Origin of the sequence: Pseudomonas sp. MYb541 (assembly GCF_037479595.1) — a bacterium.
GTDB lineage: Bacteria > Pseudomonadota > Gammaproteobacteria > Pseudomonadales > Pseudomonadaceae > Aquipseudomonas > Aquipseudomonas canadensis.
Window position 1 is genome coordinate 17406 of sequence record NZ_JBBGYS010000015.1, and the last position, 15168, is coordinate 32573.

A 15168-nucleotide genomic window follows, 5' to 3' on the forward strand; every position below is an offset into this window, starting at 1 on the left:
CCTGTTACCTCTTGCGCAATACATACACTCGCCACATGGCGTAGAGCGGTATGAAGTCCAGGGACTCCTGGACACGAAAACCGGCTTCCTCGAATTCTGCTTCAACAGTAGCAGCCGGTAACACAAACCGGTTTTGGTAACCTTCCTGCTCACCCTTCTTGCGACGTTTCAGTTCGGTGCGCTTGCGCTTCCAGGCCTTGAAATTGCCGTCCACCCACAGCGAAAGGATCACGCTGTCACGTGTAACACGCTGAAACTCCCGCAGTATCGCCAACCGATGCGCTGGATCACCAATGTGGTGCATCAGGCGCATACAGAAAATACTGTCGACAGCGTTATCCGGTAGATCGATATCAAAGGCAGAAGTCTGCAAAGGTCGTACCCGTTTCACGACGTCAGCGGGCTGGGCGACCGTCGCGACCTTCAACATGGAGGCCGAGTTGTCCGCGCCGATAATCACGCGATTGGGTTTTTCCGCCAACAATGGCCAGAAGCGCCCCGCACCGCACGGCAGATCCAACACCAGCCCCGGCTCGCCGGCCATCGCCAAAGCGCCACGGGCCAGTTGCTCGTCGCGTTTGTGAGACAGTCGACGGGCCAGATTGTCCTGATGTTTGAGCAAATAATTCTGCGCGTGCTCGTCGTCGTACTTTTCGGAAAATTCGAGTTTGATCGGGGTAGACATCAAGGGATCTCCAGTTGCTGATGCCTACAAAAGTAAACAGCGCACTGTGATCAACAGGTCAACCCGTTGTGAAAAACTTGTCCTGTCCAATCTCATACATTTCAAGACTTTACAGACACAAGCAATAGCATGGGGCCATCTTCGCCGATTTACCGGGATCTCTGGCAGGATAACGGCAGAGGGTGAAGTCAGGCCTAGACCTGACTCAATTGCACATGAAAGCGGCAGCCGTTGGGCTCCATGGTGCTGAGACTCACAGTCCAGCCCTGGTTCTCGCAGATACGCTGGACCAGTGACAGCCCCAGGCCCAGGCCTTCTCCACGCTTCTCGCTGCCGCGTACAAACGGCTCGAACATCGCCTCACGTTTGTCTTCGGGAATACCGACGCCGCTGTCTTCCACCACAAAGCCCGTGGGTTCCAGGGTCAGGCGGATAAACCCTTGCTCGGTGTAATGCAGGGCGTTGCGCAGAAGGTTGCCCATGACGGCGTGCAGGAAGGTGGTGTTATAGCGCGTATCCAGAGGGTTACCTGGGTTGTAGATCAGCTCCAGGCCTTTTTGCTCGATGGGCTCGCGCCAGATGCCGAGCAGATCATCGGCCACCTGCGCGAGGCTGACCTGCTGCGACATGGCCGATTCATCGTGCTGGGCACGGGCCAGCATCAGAAAGGTCTGCACCAGTTCGCGCATCTCTTCGCAAGCCCGGGCGATACGCAGCACCTGGTTACGCCCCCGCTGGTCAATGGCCGGGTTTTCCAGCAGCAGTTCGCAAGAGCTGGCCAATACCATTAACGGCGTGCGCAATTCGTGGCTCACATCGCTGGTAAACAACTGCTCACGGGACAGCGCCTGACGCAGGCGCCCCAGCGTGGCATCGAAGGCCACGGCCAACTCACCCACTTCATCCGCTGCGTAGTCCGGCGCCAGCGGCGGTGCCAGGCCCAGCAGTTGGTCACGGTGGCGCACCTGGCGGGCCAGCCGCACAACCGGCGCCATGACTTTGCGCGCCAGCACCCAACCCAGGAACACCGCCAGCGCCAGGCTGAGTACGAAACCCACCAGCACCACGGCAAACAGCACGCGCTCGCGCTCTTCAAAATCGCTTTGATCCTGCAGCAGCACGTAGCGCCGGCCATCGACCACTTCGACCATGGCGTGGTACGACAGCGCTTCGCGGAACACTTCATGGAAACCGGGTTCAAGGTGGCGCAAATCCTTGGGCAACTCAAAATCGCCAGGGCCGCCACTGAAGTAAAACAGCTGATCCGGCTCGGGCCGGTGCCGCCAGTCTTCGACCGTGTCCATCAGCAGCAAGCGTTGCAGGTCACCGCCCAGGCCCGCCGAAATCAGCTTCTCTTCCACCAGGTGCACTGTCGCGACAATGCCCATAGCGAAGGCTCCCGCCACCAACGCACTCATCAAGGCAAAGGCAATGATGATCCGTTGGGCAAGGCTTTGCTTAAACTCCATCTCGACCCTCAGCCAGGCGATAACCTACGCCGTGCACCGTTTGCAGCAGTGGCTTGGCGAACGGCTTGTCGATCACTTGGCGCAATTGATGGACATGGCTGCGCAGGCTGTCGCTGTCCGGGCAGTCGTCGCCCCACAGCGCTTCTTCAAGGATTTCGCGGCGCAGCACGTGCGGGCTCTTCTGCATCAACACCGCCAGCAGCTTCAGGCCGACCGGATTGAGCTTGAGCAGGCGGCCTTCACGGGTCACCTCCAGGGTATCGAGGTCGTAATGCAGGTCGGCGACTTGCAGGGCGCGACGACCGCCACCCTGGGCGCGGCGCAATACGGCTTCGATGCGCGCGGCCAGTTCGGACAGGGCAAACGGCTTGAGCAGGTAGTCATCGGCGCCGGACTTGAAGCCCTGCAGCCGGTCATCCAATTGGTCGCGGGCGGTGAGCATGATCACCGGCGTATCGCGGCGCGCATCTTCGCGCAGGCGTTTGCACAGGGTGTAGCCATCGATGCCGGGCAACATGATGTCGAGCACGATCAGGTCGTAATGCTCGGTAGCGGCCAGGTGCAGGCCCGACAAACCGTCCTGCGCACAGTCCACGGTATAGCCTTTTAGCCCCAGGTAATCGGCCAGGTTGGCCAGAATATCGCGGTTGTCTTCAACCAATAGAATTCGCATGGGCAGTGTCTCCGTACGCGGTAACGGCCGTGTTGGCTCGCGCAGCTTAAGGCCAAGTGTGGCTCAGGGATAGGCCTGTGAGGCCCGTCGATTAAGCTTTTCAACCGATATTTTAGTTGAACGAGATTTTCACTATAGCTTCACAAACCGATGACAGGGCCAGCGCTAAAATGGCCGCCAAACAAACGGCCCTTGCCTCCCCTATTCAAGGGCGTAACACTTGCGCCCATTCTCCGGCGACGACGCCCTTTCATGTCCGACACGCTGCTGCTGATCGAAGATGACCGCCCTCTGGCCGCCCTGACCGCCGAGTTTCTGCGCGCCGAAGGTTTTAGCGTCGCGGTGGAACATCGCGGCGACCGCGCGGCCCAGCGTATACGCGACGAACAGCCGGCGTTGCTGATCCTGGATGTAATGTTGCCGGGCATCGACGGCTTTACCCTGTGCCGACAGATCCGCGACCACTACCCCGGCTTGATCCTGATGATGACGGCGCTGGACGAGAACGCCGAGCAATTGACCGGGTTCAACGTCGGCGCGGACGACTATGTGGTCAAGCCGGTCGACCCGTTGCTATTGCTGGCCCGGATCCGCTCGTTGCTGCGTCGCCATCCGCAAGCCCCGCGTGCGTATTACCAGTGGGGCACGTTTCGATTGGACCTCAGCAACCATTTCGCCTGGCTCGATGAGGTGCCCTTGCAGTTTTCGGTGGCCGAGTTCGACTTACTCACGATCTTCGCCCGCCATTGCGGGGTGTTGCTGACCCGGGAACAACTCCTGCAAAGCCTGCGTGGCCTGGAATACGACGGCCTCAATCGTTCGGTGGACATGCGCGTCTCGCGTCTGCGCAAGAAGCTGATGAGCCTGGGCTGCCCGGTGACCATCCAGACCATCACGGCCCAGGGCTACCTGTTTGTCGAAATCCCACAAGGCGCCCGACATGCTCTCTAAGGTGCGGCCCTGGATGGCAATCGTGGCGGGCACCAGTTGGGGCGCGTTGACCTTTTATTTGTTGTGGTTGTGCGCGAATGCCTCGGTGTTTGTCGGCGAGTACAGCTTTTTGCGCTTGATGGCCGGGCCCGGCTACCTGGTGGCGGAGCAGCTCAAGCCCTTGCCGGCCGAGCAGCGTGAAGCGCGCATGGACGCGTTGCGTGCGCGCTTCCAGTACCCGATCAGCCTGGTCAAACTGGACGCGATCGAACTGCCGCCCGAAGCCCTGATCATGCTCAAACACCAACAACCGGCGCAGAGCAGCGATGAAGACATCACTTACTTTCCGCTCGACGACACTACCCTGATCCAGTTCGGCCCGATGTGGGGAACGGCTGAGGTCAAGGACCTCCTGCAATTCCCGGTCTATGGCATTACCGCGTGCGTGGCCGGCCTGCCGCTGGTGCTGTGGATGTGGCTGGGTCTGCGCGCACGCCGCCAGCGCAGCGCCGATGTAGAAGCACTCAATGCCTGCCTGGGCACCCTGGCTCGCACGCCCAACGCCATGCTGCCGGCCATGGGCAAGGAATGGACGCCGTTGCTGCAAACCGTGCAACAACATGCGCAGGACATTACCGCCATGAGCGAGCGTCACCGGGAGGTGTCCCAAGCCGTTTCCCACGAACTGCGCACGCCTCTGGCACGAATGCGTTTCGCCTTGACCCTGCTGAGCAAAAGCGACGATCCCCTCACGCGCACGCGCCTGCAGGAACGCTTGCAAACCGATGTGGAAGAACTCGAAGCCCTGGTCCGCGCCAGCCTGGCCTTTGCCCGGATGGGCGGTGCGCCCACCGACCTGCAGCATGAACCCATTCCAATCCGTGATTGGCTGCATCAGGAGTTCGCCTTGCTCGACGGGCACCATCGCCGCCTTAGCCTGGAGACGGAACCGGCGGATCTGCAACTGATCGGCGACCGCGCCTTGCTGCATTTGATCGTGCGCAACCTGTTAAGCAACGCCATTACCTATGCCCGCGACCAAGTGTGCGTCAGCGCTGCCTGCGAAGATGAGCACCATCTTGTGCTACATGTGGACGACGACGGCCCTGGCATCCTCGCCGAAAACCGCGAAAAGGTATTCGAACCGTTTGTGCGCCTGGCCATGGGCGGCGATGAGCCCGGCGGCTTCGGCCTCGGCCTGGCACTGGCCAAGCGCGCGACCCAATGGCATCGCGGTGAATTATCCGTTGCGCGCAGCCCGCTGGGCGGTGCACGTCTGACCCTGATCCTGCCCCTACGCCCCCAGTAACCAACGTGTTACAGCCTGTGACAGTGCACCGCTGGCATTCTCCGTAATCTCGCCACCTGATCCAGGAAAGCCCCTGCACCCTGGGTCCCGTCCTTTGGATCCGGTTGGAGAGCCCGTTCATGCGTCCCCCCAAGAAACATTTGCCCACGTTGATGCTGTCGCTGTGTATCGCCGCCAGTTCACTGCTGGCCTGCCACTGGGGGCGGCCCATACCCAGCACAACCGCACATGTGCCTACCGAAGAGCCTCTCGACAGTGCGACTGCACCGTGGTCCGCTGCACGCGTGCTCTTTATCGGCCAACCCACCCTGGCCCGCGGGATGACGTTCAAGAAGCTATTGCGACGACGCGGGATCGGCTGAGCGAACAGTCGCCCATAAAAAAACCCGCCTGCATCACTGCAGGCGGGTTTTTTATTAGCCGGGTAAGGCTGGCTTACATCATGCCGCCCATGCCACCCATGCCGCCCATGTCTGGCATACCGCCGCCAGCCGAGCCTTCTTTCTTCGGTGCATCAGCGATCGCAGCTTCGGTGGTCAGGATCAGGCCGCCGATGGAGGATGCTGCTTGCAGCGCGGAACGAGTCACCTTGGTAGGGTCCAGGATGCCCATTTCGATCATGTCGCCGTAGACGCCAGTCGCAGCGTTGTAACCGTAGTTACCTTTGCCGTTCTTGACTTCGTTGACCACAACGCTTGGCTCGTCGCCGGAGTTGGCAGCGATCTGGCGCAGTGGTGCTTCAACAGCGCGACGCAGTACGGCAATACCGACGTTCTGGTCAGCGTTGTCGCCGGTCAGGTTGGCCAGGGCTTCCAGAGCACGGATCAGCGCAACGCCACCGCCAGGTACCACGCCTTCTTCAACGGCTGCGCGGGTTGCGTGCAGGGCGTCTTCAACGCGGGCTTTCTTCTCTTTCATTTCAACTTCGGAACCGGCGCCTACCTTGATCACTGCAACGCCGCCGGACAGCTTGGCCAGACGCTCTTGCAGTTTTTCACGGTCGTAGTCGGACGAAGTCTCAGCGACCTGGGCACGGATCTGGGTGATGCGAGCCTGGATATCCTGCTCAACGCCAGCACCGTCAACGATGATGGTGTTTTCTTTGGAGATGGTCACGCGCTTGGCACTGCCCAGGTTTTCCAGGGTAGCGCTTTCCAGGCTCAGGCCGATCTCTTCGGAGATAACGGTACCGCCGGTCAGAACGGCGATGTCCTGCAGCATGGCCTTGCGACGGTCGCCGAAGCCTGGAGCCTTGACGGCTGCGACTTTAACGATGCCACGCATGTTGTTCACAACCAGAGTCGCCAGGGCTTCGCCTTCAACGTCTTCGGAAACGATCAGCAGTGGGCGGCCGGCTTTGGCAACGGCTTCCAGCACTGGCAGCATTTCGCGGATGTTGGAGATCTTTTTGTCAACCAGCAGGATCAGCGGGCTGTCCAGCTCGGCAACCATGGTTTCTGGCTTGTTGACGAAGTACGGGGACAGGTAGCCACGGTCGAACTGCATGCCTTCAACAACCGACAATTCGTTTTCCAGGCCAGTGCCTTCTTCAACGGTGATCACGCCTTCTTTGCCGACTTTTTCCATGGCTTCGGCAATGATGTCGCCGATGGAGCTGTCGGAGTTGGCGGAGATGGTGCCTACCTGAGCGATAGCCTTGGTGTCAGCGCATGGCTTGGACAGGTTTTTCAGCTCGGCAACGATAGCGATAGTCGCCTTGTCGATACCGCGCTTCAGGTCCATTGGGTTCATACCGGCAGCGACGGCTTTGTAGCCCTCGTTGACGATGGCCTGAGCCAGGACGGTAGCGGTGGTGGTGCCGTCGCCTGCGTCATCGTTGGCACGGGAGGCAACGTCTTTGACCAGCTGCGCGCCCATGTTTTCGAAACGGTCTTCCAGTTCGATTTCTTTGGCTACAGAAACGCCGTCCTTGGTGATGGTCGGAGCGCCGAAGCTCTTCTCGATGATCACGTTACGGCCTTTCGGGCCCAGGGTCGCTTTTACTGCGTCAGCCAGGATGTTGACACCGGTGAGCATTTTCTTGCGGGCGGAATCGCCGAATTTAACTTCTTTAGCAGCCATGATCGATAATCCTTAAATACTTTGGAGTAACGGGAAAATGAGCGGGGGAATCAGCCTTCCAGTACGGCGAGAATCTCGTTCTCAGCCATGACCAGCAGGTCTTCGCCGTCAACTTTCACAGTGTTGCTGCCGGAGTAAGGGCCGAATACAACCTTGTCACCGACTTTAACGGCCAGAGCACGCACTTCACCGTTTTCCAGGGTTTTGCCTGGGCCCGCAGCGACGATCACACCGTGGTTGGCTTTTTCAGCAGCCGAACCTGGCAGAACGATACCGCCAGCGGTTTTCTTTTCTTCTTCGCTACGACGGATTACGACGCGGTCGTGCAGAGGACGAAGCTTCATTGTCGATCTCTCCTAATTGTGTTTTTCATCGGCCGGTATCAATTCCGGCGGGTTAAATTCCGGCGGTGCCGGTCGCGGCTCGCAAAGCGAGACGCGGAAGTCTGTCTAGTGTCACCACCAGAAACCTTGCGGTGACCGTTACATAAGGGCGCATAAGCTTATTACAAGGGGCCGTGGCGTAAATTTTTTGCGTGTGCCGACGGCTGAAAGCAGCACGGCACCCAGAGGTGCCGTGCCAGCTAAGCGGTTATTTGCTGTCGCGGTGCTCGAACTCACCTTCGATCACATCACCTTCACGCCCCAGCGGCTGGCGCGGGGCCGGACCGCCACGGGGTTGCAGGTCATCGGCGAACGCACGCTGGCGAATCGCTGCCTCTTCGGCGCGCTGGCGCATCTTGCCTGCCAGCAATTTGCGGGTGAACGGCAGCAACATCACCAGGCCGACCACGTCGCTGATGAAACCCGGCAGGATCAGCAGGCCACCGGCCAGAGCCATCATCAGGCCTTCAAGCATGGTTTGCGCGGGCAGTTCGCCCCGGTTCAGGCTTTCACGGGCACGCAGCGCCGTGGCCAGGCCGGCGACGCGCAGCACCAGAACGCCGAGCATCGAGCCGAGAATGATCAGCAACAGGGCCGGGAAAAAGCCGATCGCACTGCTGACTTGAACGAATACGAACAGCTCCAACACCGGGAACAGCAGAAAGAGCAACAAAAAAGGGCGCATCAAATGGTTCCTCAACGCAAGAATGCCTTGCCAGTCCACCTTAGATGACGTCGCCGTTTCGTGAATTCAAGCGTCAGCGGCTTCTTTTTTCGGCCAGACCTCGGCGTGAGCCAATGAAACCAAGGCTTCGCGTACTTGTGTCGGCGTGTTGCAAGACTCCGCAAACGGCAACCAATATAAGGATTGGCCTATACGCAAGTGCATGCCTTCGCTGTCGATGCCGGCCAACTGGGCAGGCTCGGAAGTCGGCAAACCGGTGAGGTCGACGTAATGGGCAATGGCCTTGGTGTGATCGCTGTTCATGTGTTCGATCATGCTGCGCTCGGCCTTGCCCGCAAACGGGTTGGCCAACGTCAACTGATCGACCCAGTGAATCGCGCCAAAGCCACCGATATACCGGTGACGCACCGGCTTGAGCACCCAGAAGTCGAAATCGTGAGCCTTGTGGTAGTTGGCTGAATCGGGGAAGTAGCGGTAATAACGCTCGGCCGCCGCCTCGATGGCAGCGCCCTCCTCCAGTTTTTCGGCTTCAGCCAGGTAGGTCAGGCGCCCGACGGCCTGCACATCATCCGCCTCGCGCTCACCCACCAGCAGCGAACACTTGGGGTCTTTCTGCAGGTTGTGAGTATGTTGGGCAATGCGACTGATCAGGATCAGCGGGCGGCCCTGCTCGTCCAGGCAATACGGCACTACCGAACCGAAAGGGAAGCCGGGCATGGCTTTGGACTGTGTGGCGAGAGCCCCACGGTATTCCTTGAGCAACAGCTCTCGGGCGTTCTTGGCAACCTGTGCGCTCAACGTATGACTCCTCGGGTATTCAGCCGCCCCATGACCTATGGGCCTATGGGAATGAATCTCAACGCAAGGTAATCATTATCGGCAAAGGTTGCCAAGCAGGTTTTGTACGCCCGTGTTACCAGGCCACGCCAAAGCCTGCGGTATAGCGGGTTTTGCTCAGGCTGCTGTCGGAGTCTCCACTGATAACGTCGCGTTCGGCCTTGAGGTTGAGCGACGCCCACTCGGTGACCTTGTAGCGCAGGCCCATTTCTGCGTCCAACGAGTATTCTGCCGGACCGCCGATGGGCTTGCCCACTTCGCCGTTGGTGAAGAACTCGACGGTCTTGCCCACCAGGTAGCGGTTGTAATTCCACTTCATGGCCAGGGAATAGAAGTTGTCCTTGCCGCCGTCGGCGTATTCATAGTCGGTGCGGTTGACCAGCGAGCCCAGGGAGAACGCGCCCAACTCATCGTCCCAGAACTGATAGCCCGGGCCCGTGCCGACGGTGCGCTGACGGGACAGGTCTTCAACCTTGTCGCGTTTGTAGGTCAAGCGCCCCTGCCAGAACCAGTGCTCGGTCAGGAAACGGTCGAGGTCGTATTCCAGGGCCCAGTTGTCGGTGGTGGTGACGTCGTCCTGGAACTCGCGGTTGTACTCGCCCTGCCCGGTATGGCGCCATTGACCATGGCGGGCGGTGGTCTTGAAGTCGATGTCGTAGTCGTTGGTGTCTTTATCGGCGCGTTTATAGTCCAGCGCCATGTCTACATTGCCCTTCCACACCAGGTCTTCGACCACCGGCTTGGGCTTGATGATCTGCTGGATGCTGGCCAGTTCGACGGTCTTGGGCGCTTCGCCGTTGGCCAGGACCACTTTGCCATCGTCCGCCGCTTTCAGGGACTTGGCCTTCTCGCCGGTATAGGCGTCCTGCTTGACCAGCAGCTCCTGGTCGCTCTCCAGGGTTTTCACCTGTTTCCAGTCTACCGGGATGGCGCCTGCGTAATCGGTTTGGATCAGCAGCTTGCCACCGTCGAAGACCTTGATCTTGCCCGTCAGGCGGTCACCGTTTTTCAACCAGACGGTATCGGCCAGCAAAGGCGTGGAGGCGCTGAAAACAGCGAGGCATAGCAGGGTTCTGGACAGCATAAGCGGATAAGGAGCTCAAGGTTGGCGAAAAAGGGCGAACATCGTGTTAGATAGCTAGGACTGACTCAAGGATTTATGTTGAGTTCAATTCTCATCAGCACACTTACAGACTTTTCCTACAATTGTGTCGTCGGTATCAATGGATATCCCTACCGTGAATCAGCCCGCCGAAACACCACAAAGCCCCGCCGAAATGCGCCGCACCGCGCTCTACCTGACCCTGGCCCAAGTGCCCGCAGGCTGCGTGGTGAGCTACGGCGAGCTGGCCCACCTGGCAGGTCTCGGGCGTGCGGCGCGCTGGGTTGGCCGTACGCTAAGCCAGCTTCCCGAAGACACCAAGCTGCCCTGGCACCGCGTGCTGGGTGCCGGCGGTCGGATAAGTCTGCCGGTGGGCAGTGCCTCGGGTGACGAGCAACGCGCGCGTTTGCGCGATGAAGGCGTCACTGTCCGCAACAATCGCGTTGATATTCAGCGCCATGGCTGGCGCCCGGTAGAGCACAGCGGTTAGAGTGCGCGCTTTGTTTCCGCAAATCTGAGGCAGACTCCAGCCCATGCCCCGTAAAACCTGGCGCGCCGCGCTCGCCGCCTATGCCAGCCCCTCGACGTTAGTCCTGTTGTTGCTCGGCTTTGCCGCCGGCCTGCCTTACATGTTGGTGTTCTCGACGCTTTCAGTGTGGTTGCGCGAAGCCGGTGTGGCGCGCGAAACCATCGGCTATGCGAGCTTGATCGGTTTGGCGTATGCCTTTAAGTGGGTGTGGTCGCCGCTGCTCGACCAATGGCGCCTGCCGCTGCTCGGCAAACTCGGGCGCCGCCGTTCCTGGCTGGTGCTGGCCCAGTCGCTGGTGATCCTCGGATTGATCGGCATGGGTTTTTGCGACCCGCAGAAACACTTGTCCTGGCTGATCGCTATCGCGGTCATCGTTGCCTTTGCGTCCGCCACCCAGGACATCGCCGTCGACGCCTATCGCCTGGAAATCGCCGACGACAGCCGCCAGGCTGCTCTGGCCGCCAGCTACATGTCCGGCTATCGCATTGCAGCCCTGCTCGCCACAGCGGGCGCACTGTTTTTTGCCGAAGGTTTCGGCTCCACCGGCTTCAACTATAAACACTCGGCCTGGACCGGCACCTATGTGCTGTTCGGGGTACTGATGATCCCGGCGCTGCTGACCACCTTCTTCATGCGAGAACCGAATGTGCCACTGCGCACTCAATTGCAGGCCGGGCGCTACAGCTTTGTGCATCAGTTGGTCTCGGTGTTTGTACTGATCGTGTTGCTGGTGTCGGTGCCGGCCATGTTCACCCAACTGTTCAACACTGACTTCGAAAGCGTGCTGTTCCATGGCATGAGCCTGTGGGACTTGCTGATGGAAGACCGCGCATTCCTGCGGGCCATCCTCTATATAACGCTCACCGCCCTATGCCTCTCGGCCATGGGCCGCCGTGGCCTGGCGCCGGTGCTGACGCCGGTCAATGACTTTATCCTGCGCTACCGCTGGCAGGCGTTGCTGCTGCTGGGGCTGATCGCTACCTATCGCATGTCCGACACCGTGATGGGCGTGATGGCCAACGTGTTCTACATCGACCAGGGCTTCACCAAGGACCAGATCGCCGGGGTCAGCAAGATCTTCGGCCTGATCATGACCTTGCTTGGCGCCGGCATGGGCGGCCTGCTGATTGTGCGTTTCGGCATCCTGCCGATCCTGTTCATCGGCGGTGTGGCCTCGGCTGGCACCAACCTGCTGTTCGTGATGCTCGCCGACATGGGCCCGGACCTGCAAATGCTGATCTTCACCATTTCCCTGGATAACTTCAGCTCAGGGCTGGCGACCTCCGCATTCGTGGCCTACCTTTCCAGCCTGACCAACCTGAAGTTCTCCGCCACCCAATATGCGTTGCTCAGCTCGATCATGCTGTTGCTGCCGCGGCTGATCGGTGGGTATTCGGGGGTGATGGTGGAGAAGTTCGGCTATCACAATTTCTTCCTGATCACCTGCATGCTGGGTGTGCCGACGTTGCTGCTGATTGCGCTGCATTGGTTTCAGGAGAATCGGCGAATTCGGTTGAATCCACCGCAGGAAGACTGACACACATGCTTTTGTGGTGAGGGAGCTTGCTCCCGCTGGGGTGCGAAGCAGCCCCAAAAGCCGGCTCCAGCTGCGCTGTCGAACGGGAGCAAGCTCCCTCACTACAGACATCCCTACATTCTGATGCCTGTACGGCGGCAGTTTGCGCCCGTACAATCCAGAGTCATTTCAAGTCCAAGCAACCGACAACGGCCTACCATGCGTACCAGTCAATATTTGCTCGCCACACAGAAAGAAACGCCTTCCGACGCGGTTGTGATCAGCCATCAGCTGATGCTGCGCGCCGGTATGATCCGCAAACTGGCCTCCGGCCTGTACACCTGGCTGCCCATGGGCTTGAAGGTGATGCGCAAGGTCGAAGCCATCGTTCGTGAAGAAATGAACGCTGCCGGCTCTCTGGAAGTGTTGATGCCGAGTACCCAACCGGCTGAACTGTGGCAGGAATCCGGGCGCTGGGAAGAGTACGGCCCTGAGCTGCTGCGCTTCAAGGATCGTCATGGCCGCGACTTCTGCGCCGGCCCGACCCACGAAGAAGTGATCACCGATCTGATGCGCAACGAGCTGAGCAGCTACAAGCAGCTGCCGCTGAACCTGTATCAGATCCAGACCAAATTCCGTGACGAAATCCGTCCACGCTTCGGTTTGATGCGCGGCCGCGAATTCATCATGAAGGATGCGTACTCGTTCCACGCCGACCAGGCGTCACTGCAGGTCACCTACGACCGCATGCACCAGGCCTACTGCAACGTGTTCACCCGCCTGGGCCTGAAGTTCCGCCCGGTTGAAGCGGACAACGGCTCCATCGGCGGCGCCGGTTCCCACGAATTCCACGTACTGGCCGAGTCCGGCGAAGACGATATCGTGTTCAGCAACGGCTCCGACTACGCGGCGAACATCGAGAAAGCCGAAGCCGTGCCACGGGAAACCTCCCGTCCAGCACCGGCTGAAGAGCTGCGCCTGGTGGACACCCCTGAGACCAAGACCATCGCGGCCCTGGTGGAAAAATTCAATCTGCCGATTGAAAAGACCATCAAGACCCTGATCGTGCGCGCCGAAGAAGAAGGCAAGCTGATCGCCCTGGTGATCCGTGGCGACCACGAACTCAACGAAATCAAGGCGGCCCAGCAACCTGGCGTGGCCAGCCCGCTGGTCATGGCTACCGACGCCGAACTGCGTGACGCCATTGGCGCCGGCGCAGGTTCGCTCGGCCCGCTGAACCTGCCACTGCCGATCATCATCGACCGTTCGGTCGAGCTGATGAGCGACTTCGGCATCGGCGCGAACATCGACGACAAGCACTACTTCGGCGTGAACTGGGAGCGTGACCTGCCGGTTCCGACGGTGGCCGATCTGCGTAACGTGGTGGCCGGTGACCCAAGCCCGGATGGCAAGGGCACCCTGGAAATCAAGCGCGGCATCGAAGTCGGGCACATCTTCCAGCTGGGCAACAAGTACAGCCAGGCGATGAACTGCAAAGTGCTGGGCGAGAACGGCAAGCCGGTGATCCTGGAAATGGGTTGCTACGGCATTGGCGTTTCCCGGGTGGTTGCCGCTGCCATCGAGCAGAACAACGACGAGAACGGCATCATCTGGAGCGACACCCTGGCGCCGTTCCAGATCGCCCTGGTGCCACTGCGTTATGAGACCGAGCAAGTACGCGAAGCCACCGACAAACTGTATGCCGATCTGACGGCCGCCGGTTTTGAAGTGTTGCTGGATGACCGGGACAAGAAAACCAGCCCGGGCATCAAATTCGCCGACATGGAATTGATTGGCATCCCGCACCGGATCGTGGTCAGTGACCGCGGCCTGGCCGATGGCAATCTGGAATACAAGAGCCGGACCGAAGCCGAAGCCCAACCGTTGCCGGTGGCTGACGTGCTGTCTTTCCTTCAGGCGCGTATTCGTCGCTGAAAACCAGATCAAGAGAAGTCATGTTCAAGCGAAACACCAGAGCCCTGGGGGGCGCCGCCTTGTGCGGCGCCCTGCTGGTCAGCGGCTGCGCCAACCAGATGTCGCAACGCAGTGAGCACGAGGAGCGGGTCGAGCGTAAGTTGCTCGACCACAGCCTGCAGATCGATGTAGGCGAACCCAAAGTGCTGGAGCTGCCGCAACGCCGGGTCCGCATTCACGAGCAGAAGACCTTCGAGGTCACCGAGTTCGAAGTCACCCGTCGTTACGACCGCTACACGCCCTACCAGCCCTGGCGCAAACTCTATGAGATGCCTTTGGGTGCCGTAGCCCTGGTGGCCGGCGCGGGCGCCAATGTGGTGAACGTATTCGCCCTTGGCAACCTGCCGACCAGTGTGACGCGTGACTGGCTGATCTACGGCGTGGACGGCCTAAACCCGTTCATGAACGTGCAGTCCCACGGCCGCGCGCAACAGAACCTGGCGGGTATTGATGAAGTCCAGCGCGACAAGCGCGTGGAGTATTCGAGCCTGCCCTGGAGCGAACGCCCGGTGCAAGTCACCGCCGGCAAGCAAGTCCATGAGCTGACCACCGACCGTAACGGCGTATTGCGCCTGAATCTGTTGGACAGCCCGTTTGCCGAGCAGGACCTGAACCGCGTCACGACCTTGAAGATCAGCGTGGAAGATGGCCAGGACGACGTGCATTCGGACTCCACGCTGGCGGTCAGCAGCACCTTGCGCAACAAGTTGCTGGAAGCCCACGGACTGATCTATGACGACCTGGAAGATGACGAAGTCAGTCAGTGGGTGCATAGGGTCAAGCGCTTGTCTGAACTGGGCCTGGAAGAAGAAGCCAGCGAGCTGGAGCAAAGCCTGATCGAACTGACCCGCAATGATCCCGAGTTGCAGCAGGAATTCCTGCAGGCGTTGACCAAGGATGCGGGGCGGTTGGTGGCAGATCCTGGCGCTCGCTAAGAACAACGACGATAAAACTGTAGGAGCTGGCTTGCCAGCGATGGCGCCAGGTCAGCTTG

15 protein-coding genes are annotated in these 15168 nt (G+C 59.9%); 7 read left to right on the forward strand and 8 right to left on the reverse strand.

What is annotated here, in order from left to right:
* Positions 1-4: 4 nt before the first annotated feature.
* From WH299_RS11375 to colR, 3 genes are all read right to left on the reverse strand, one after another.
* Positions 5-685, reverse strand: coding sequence for a class I SAM-dependent methyltransferase (locus WH299_RS11375; protein ID WP_028617791.1), 681 nt, complete (start codon positions 683-685; stop codon positions 5-7).
* 194 nt (positions 686-879) lie between these two features.
* A complete protein-coding gene (locus WH299_RS11380) occupies positions 880-2154 on the reverse strand; it encodes a sensor histidine kinase (RefSeq protein WP_122728634.1) in 1275 nt (424 codons plus the stop codon).
* Positions 2144-2827: a two-component system response regulator ColR gene (colR, locus tag WH299_RS11385; RefSeq protein WP_016975511.1), complete on the reverse strand. Its 684-nt coding sequence runs from the start codon at positions 2825-2827 to the stop codon at positions 2144-2146. The genes WH299_RS11380 and colR overlap by 11 nt, the downstream gene beginning before the upstream one ends.
* A gap of 252 nt (positions 2828-3079) precedes the next feature.
* On the opposite strand from colR, the gene WH299_RS11390 reads away from it, so the two are divergent.
* From WH299_RS11390 to WH299_RS11400, 3 genes are all read left to right on the forward strand, one after another.
* Positions 3080-3778 carry a response regulator transcription factor gene (locus WH299_RS11390; RefSeq protein ID WP_123478488.1) on the forward strand — a complete coding sequence of 233 codons (699 nt, stop codon included), beginning with the start codon at positions 3080-3082 and terminating at the stop codon, positions 3776-3778.
* The gene (locus WH299_RS11395; protein WP_126570695.1) at positions 3768-5066 is read left to right on the forward strand and encodes a sensor histidine kinase; all 1299 of its coding nucleotides are present in this window, start codon (positions 3768-3770) and stop codon (positions 5064-5066) included. The genes WH299_RS11390 and WH299_RS11395 overlap by 11 nt, the downstream gene beginning before the upstream one ends.
* A gap of 119 nt (positions 5067-5185) precedes the next feature.
* Positions 5186-5428 (forward strand): hypothetical protein, encoded by a 243-nt coding sequence (locus WH299_RS11400; RefSeq protein WP_164393815.1) that lies wholly within the window; start codon positions 5186-5188, stop codon positions 5426-5428.
* Between the two features lie 73 nt (positions 5429-5501).
* Here the strand turns inward: WH299_RS11400 and groL are convergent, their stop codons facing one another.
* The 5 genes from groL to WH299_RS11425 all read right to left on the reverse strand — a co-directional run bounded on the left by groL (position 5502) and on the right by WH299_RS11425 (position 10137).
* Positions 5502-7148 carry a chaperonin GroEL gene (groL, locus tag WH299_RS11405; RefSeq protein WP_122728640.1) on the reverse strand — a complete coding sequence of 549 codons (1647 nt, stop codon included), beginning with the start codon at positions 7146-7148 and terminating at the stop codon, positions 5502-5504.
* A 50-nt stretch (positions 7149-7198) separates the two neighbouring features.
* Positions 7199-7492: a co-chaperone GroES gene (locus WH299_RS11410; protein ID WP_003227685.1), complete on the reverse strand. Its 294-nt coding sequence runs from the start codon at positions 7490-7492 to the stop codon at positions 7199-7201.
* Positions 7493-7739: 247 nt separating this feature from the next.
* On the reverse strand, positions 7740-8216 hold the full coding sequence (locus tag WH299_RS11415; RefSeq protein ID WP_016975517.1) for an FxsA family protein: 477 nt from the start codon (positions 8214-8216) through the stop codon (positions 7740-7742).
* Between the two features lie 66 nt (positions 8217-8282).
* The gene (locus WH299_RS11420; RefSeq protein WP_028617796.1) at positions 8283-9014 is read right to left on the reverse strand and encodes a HugZ family pyridoxamine 5'-phosphate oxidase; all 732 of its coding nucleotides are present in this window, start codon (positions 9012-9014) and stop codon (positions 8283-8285) included.
* Between the two features lie 115 nt (positions 9015-9129).
* Positions 9130-10137 carry a DUF481 domain-containing protein gene (locus tag WH299_RS11425; RefSeq protein ID WP_025854818.1) on the reverse strand — a complete coding sequence of 336 codons (1008 nt, stop codon included), beginning with the start codon at positions 10135-10137 and terminating at the stop codon, positions 9130-9132.
* A gap of 139 nt (positions 10138-10276) precedes the next feature.
* Here WH299_RS11425 and WH299_RS11430 point away from each other — a divergent pair, with 139 nt between their 5' ends.
* The 4 genes from WH299_RS11430 to WH299_RS11445 all read left to right on the forward strand — a co-directional run bounded on the left by WH299_RS11430 (position 10277) and on the right by WH299_RS11445 (position 15109).
* Positions 10277-10645 (forward strand): MGMT family protein, encoded by a 369-nt coding sequence (locus WH299_RS11430; protein ID WP_445262705.1) that lies wholly within the window; start codon positions 10277-10279, stop codon positions 10643-10645.
* A gap of 43 nt (positions 10646-10688) precedes the next feature.
* Positions 10689-12221 carry an AmpG family muropeptide MFS transporter gene (locus tag WH299_RS11435; protein WP_122728646.1) on the forward strand — a complete coding sequence of 511 codons (1533 nt, stop codon included), beginning with the start codon at positions 10689-10691 and terminating at the stop codon, positions 12219-12221.
* 198 nt (positions 12222-12419) lie between these two features.
* Positions 12420-14135: a proline--tRNA ligase gene (locus tag WH299_RS11440; RefSeq protein ID WP_339496147.1), complete on the forward strand. Its 1716-nt coding sequence runs from the start codon at positions 12420-12422 to the stop codon at positions 14133-14135.
* A gap of 20 nt (positions 14136-14155) precedes the next feature.
* On the forward strand, positions 14156-15109 hold the full coding sequence (locus WH299_RS11445; protein ID WP_028617799.1) for a hypothetical protein: 954 nt from the start codon (positions 14156-14158) through the stop codon (positions 15107-15109).
* The last annotated feature ends 59 nt before the right edge of the window (positions 15110-15168 follow it).

Coding starts and splice junctions, on each gene's coding strand:
- WH299_RS11375 (WP_028617791.1), bottom strand. CDS start 685: ATGTCTACCCCGATCAAACTCGAATTTTCCGAAAAGTACGACGACGAG.
- WH299_RS11380 (WP_122728634.1), bottom strand. CDS start 2,154: ATGGAGTTTAAGCAAAGCCTTGCCCAACGGATCATCATTGCCTTTGCC.
- colR (WP_016975511.1), bottom strand. CDS start 2,827: ATGCGAATTCTATTGGTTGAAGACAACCGCGATATTCTGGCCAACCTG.
- WH299_RS11390 (WP_123478488.1), top strand. CDS start 3,080: ATGTCCGACACGCTGCTGCTGATCGAAGATGACCGCCCTCTGGCCGCC.
- WH299_RS11395 (WP_126570695.1), top strand. CDS start 3,768: ATGCTCTCTAAGGTGCGGCCCTGGATGGCAATCGTGGCGGGCACCAGT.
- WH299_RS11400 (WP_164393815.1), top strand. CDS start 5,186: ATGCGTCCCCCCAAGAAACATTTGCCCACGTTGATGCTGTCGCTGTGT.
- groL (WP_122728640.1), bottom strand. CDS start 7,148: ATGGCTGCTAAAGAAGTTAAATTCGGCGATTCCGCCCGCAAGAAAATG.
- WH299_RS11410 (WP_003227685.1), bottom strand. CDS start 7,492: ATGAAGCTTCGTCCTCTGCACGACCGCGTCGTAATCCGTCGTAGCGAA.
- WH299_RS11415 (WP_016975517.1), bottom strand. CDS start 8,216: ATGCGCCCTTTTTTGTTGCTCTTTCTGCTGTTCCCGGTGTTGGAGCTG.
- WH299_RS11425 (WP_025854818.1), bottom strand. CDS start 10,137: ATGCTGTCCAGAACCCTGCTATGCCTCGCTGTTTTCAGCGCCTCCACG.
- WH299_RS11430 (WP_445262705.1), top strand. CDS start 10,277: ATGGATATCCCTACCGTGAATCAGCCCGCCGAAACACCACAAAGCCCC.
- WH299_RS11435 (WP_122728646.1), top strand. CDS start 10,689: ATGCCCCGTAAAACCTGGCGCGCCGCGCTCGCCGCCTATGCCAGCCCC.
- WH299_RS11440 (WP_339496147.1), top strand. CDS start 12,420: ATGCGTACCAGTCAATATTTGCTCGCCACACAGAAAGAAACGCCTTCC.
- WH299_RS11445 (WP_028617799.1), top strand. CDS start 14,156: ATGTTCAAGCGAAACACCAGAGCCCTGGGGGGCGCCGCCTTGTGCGGC.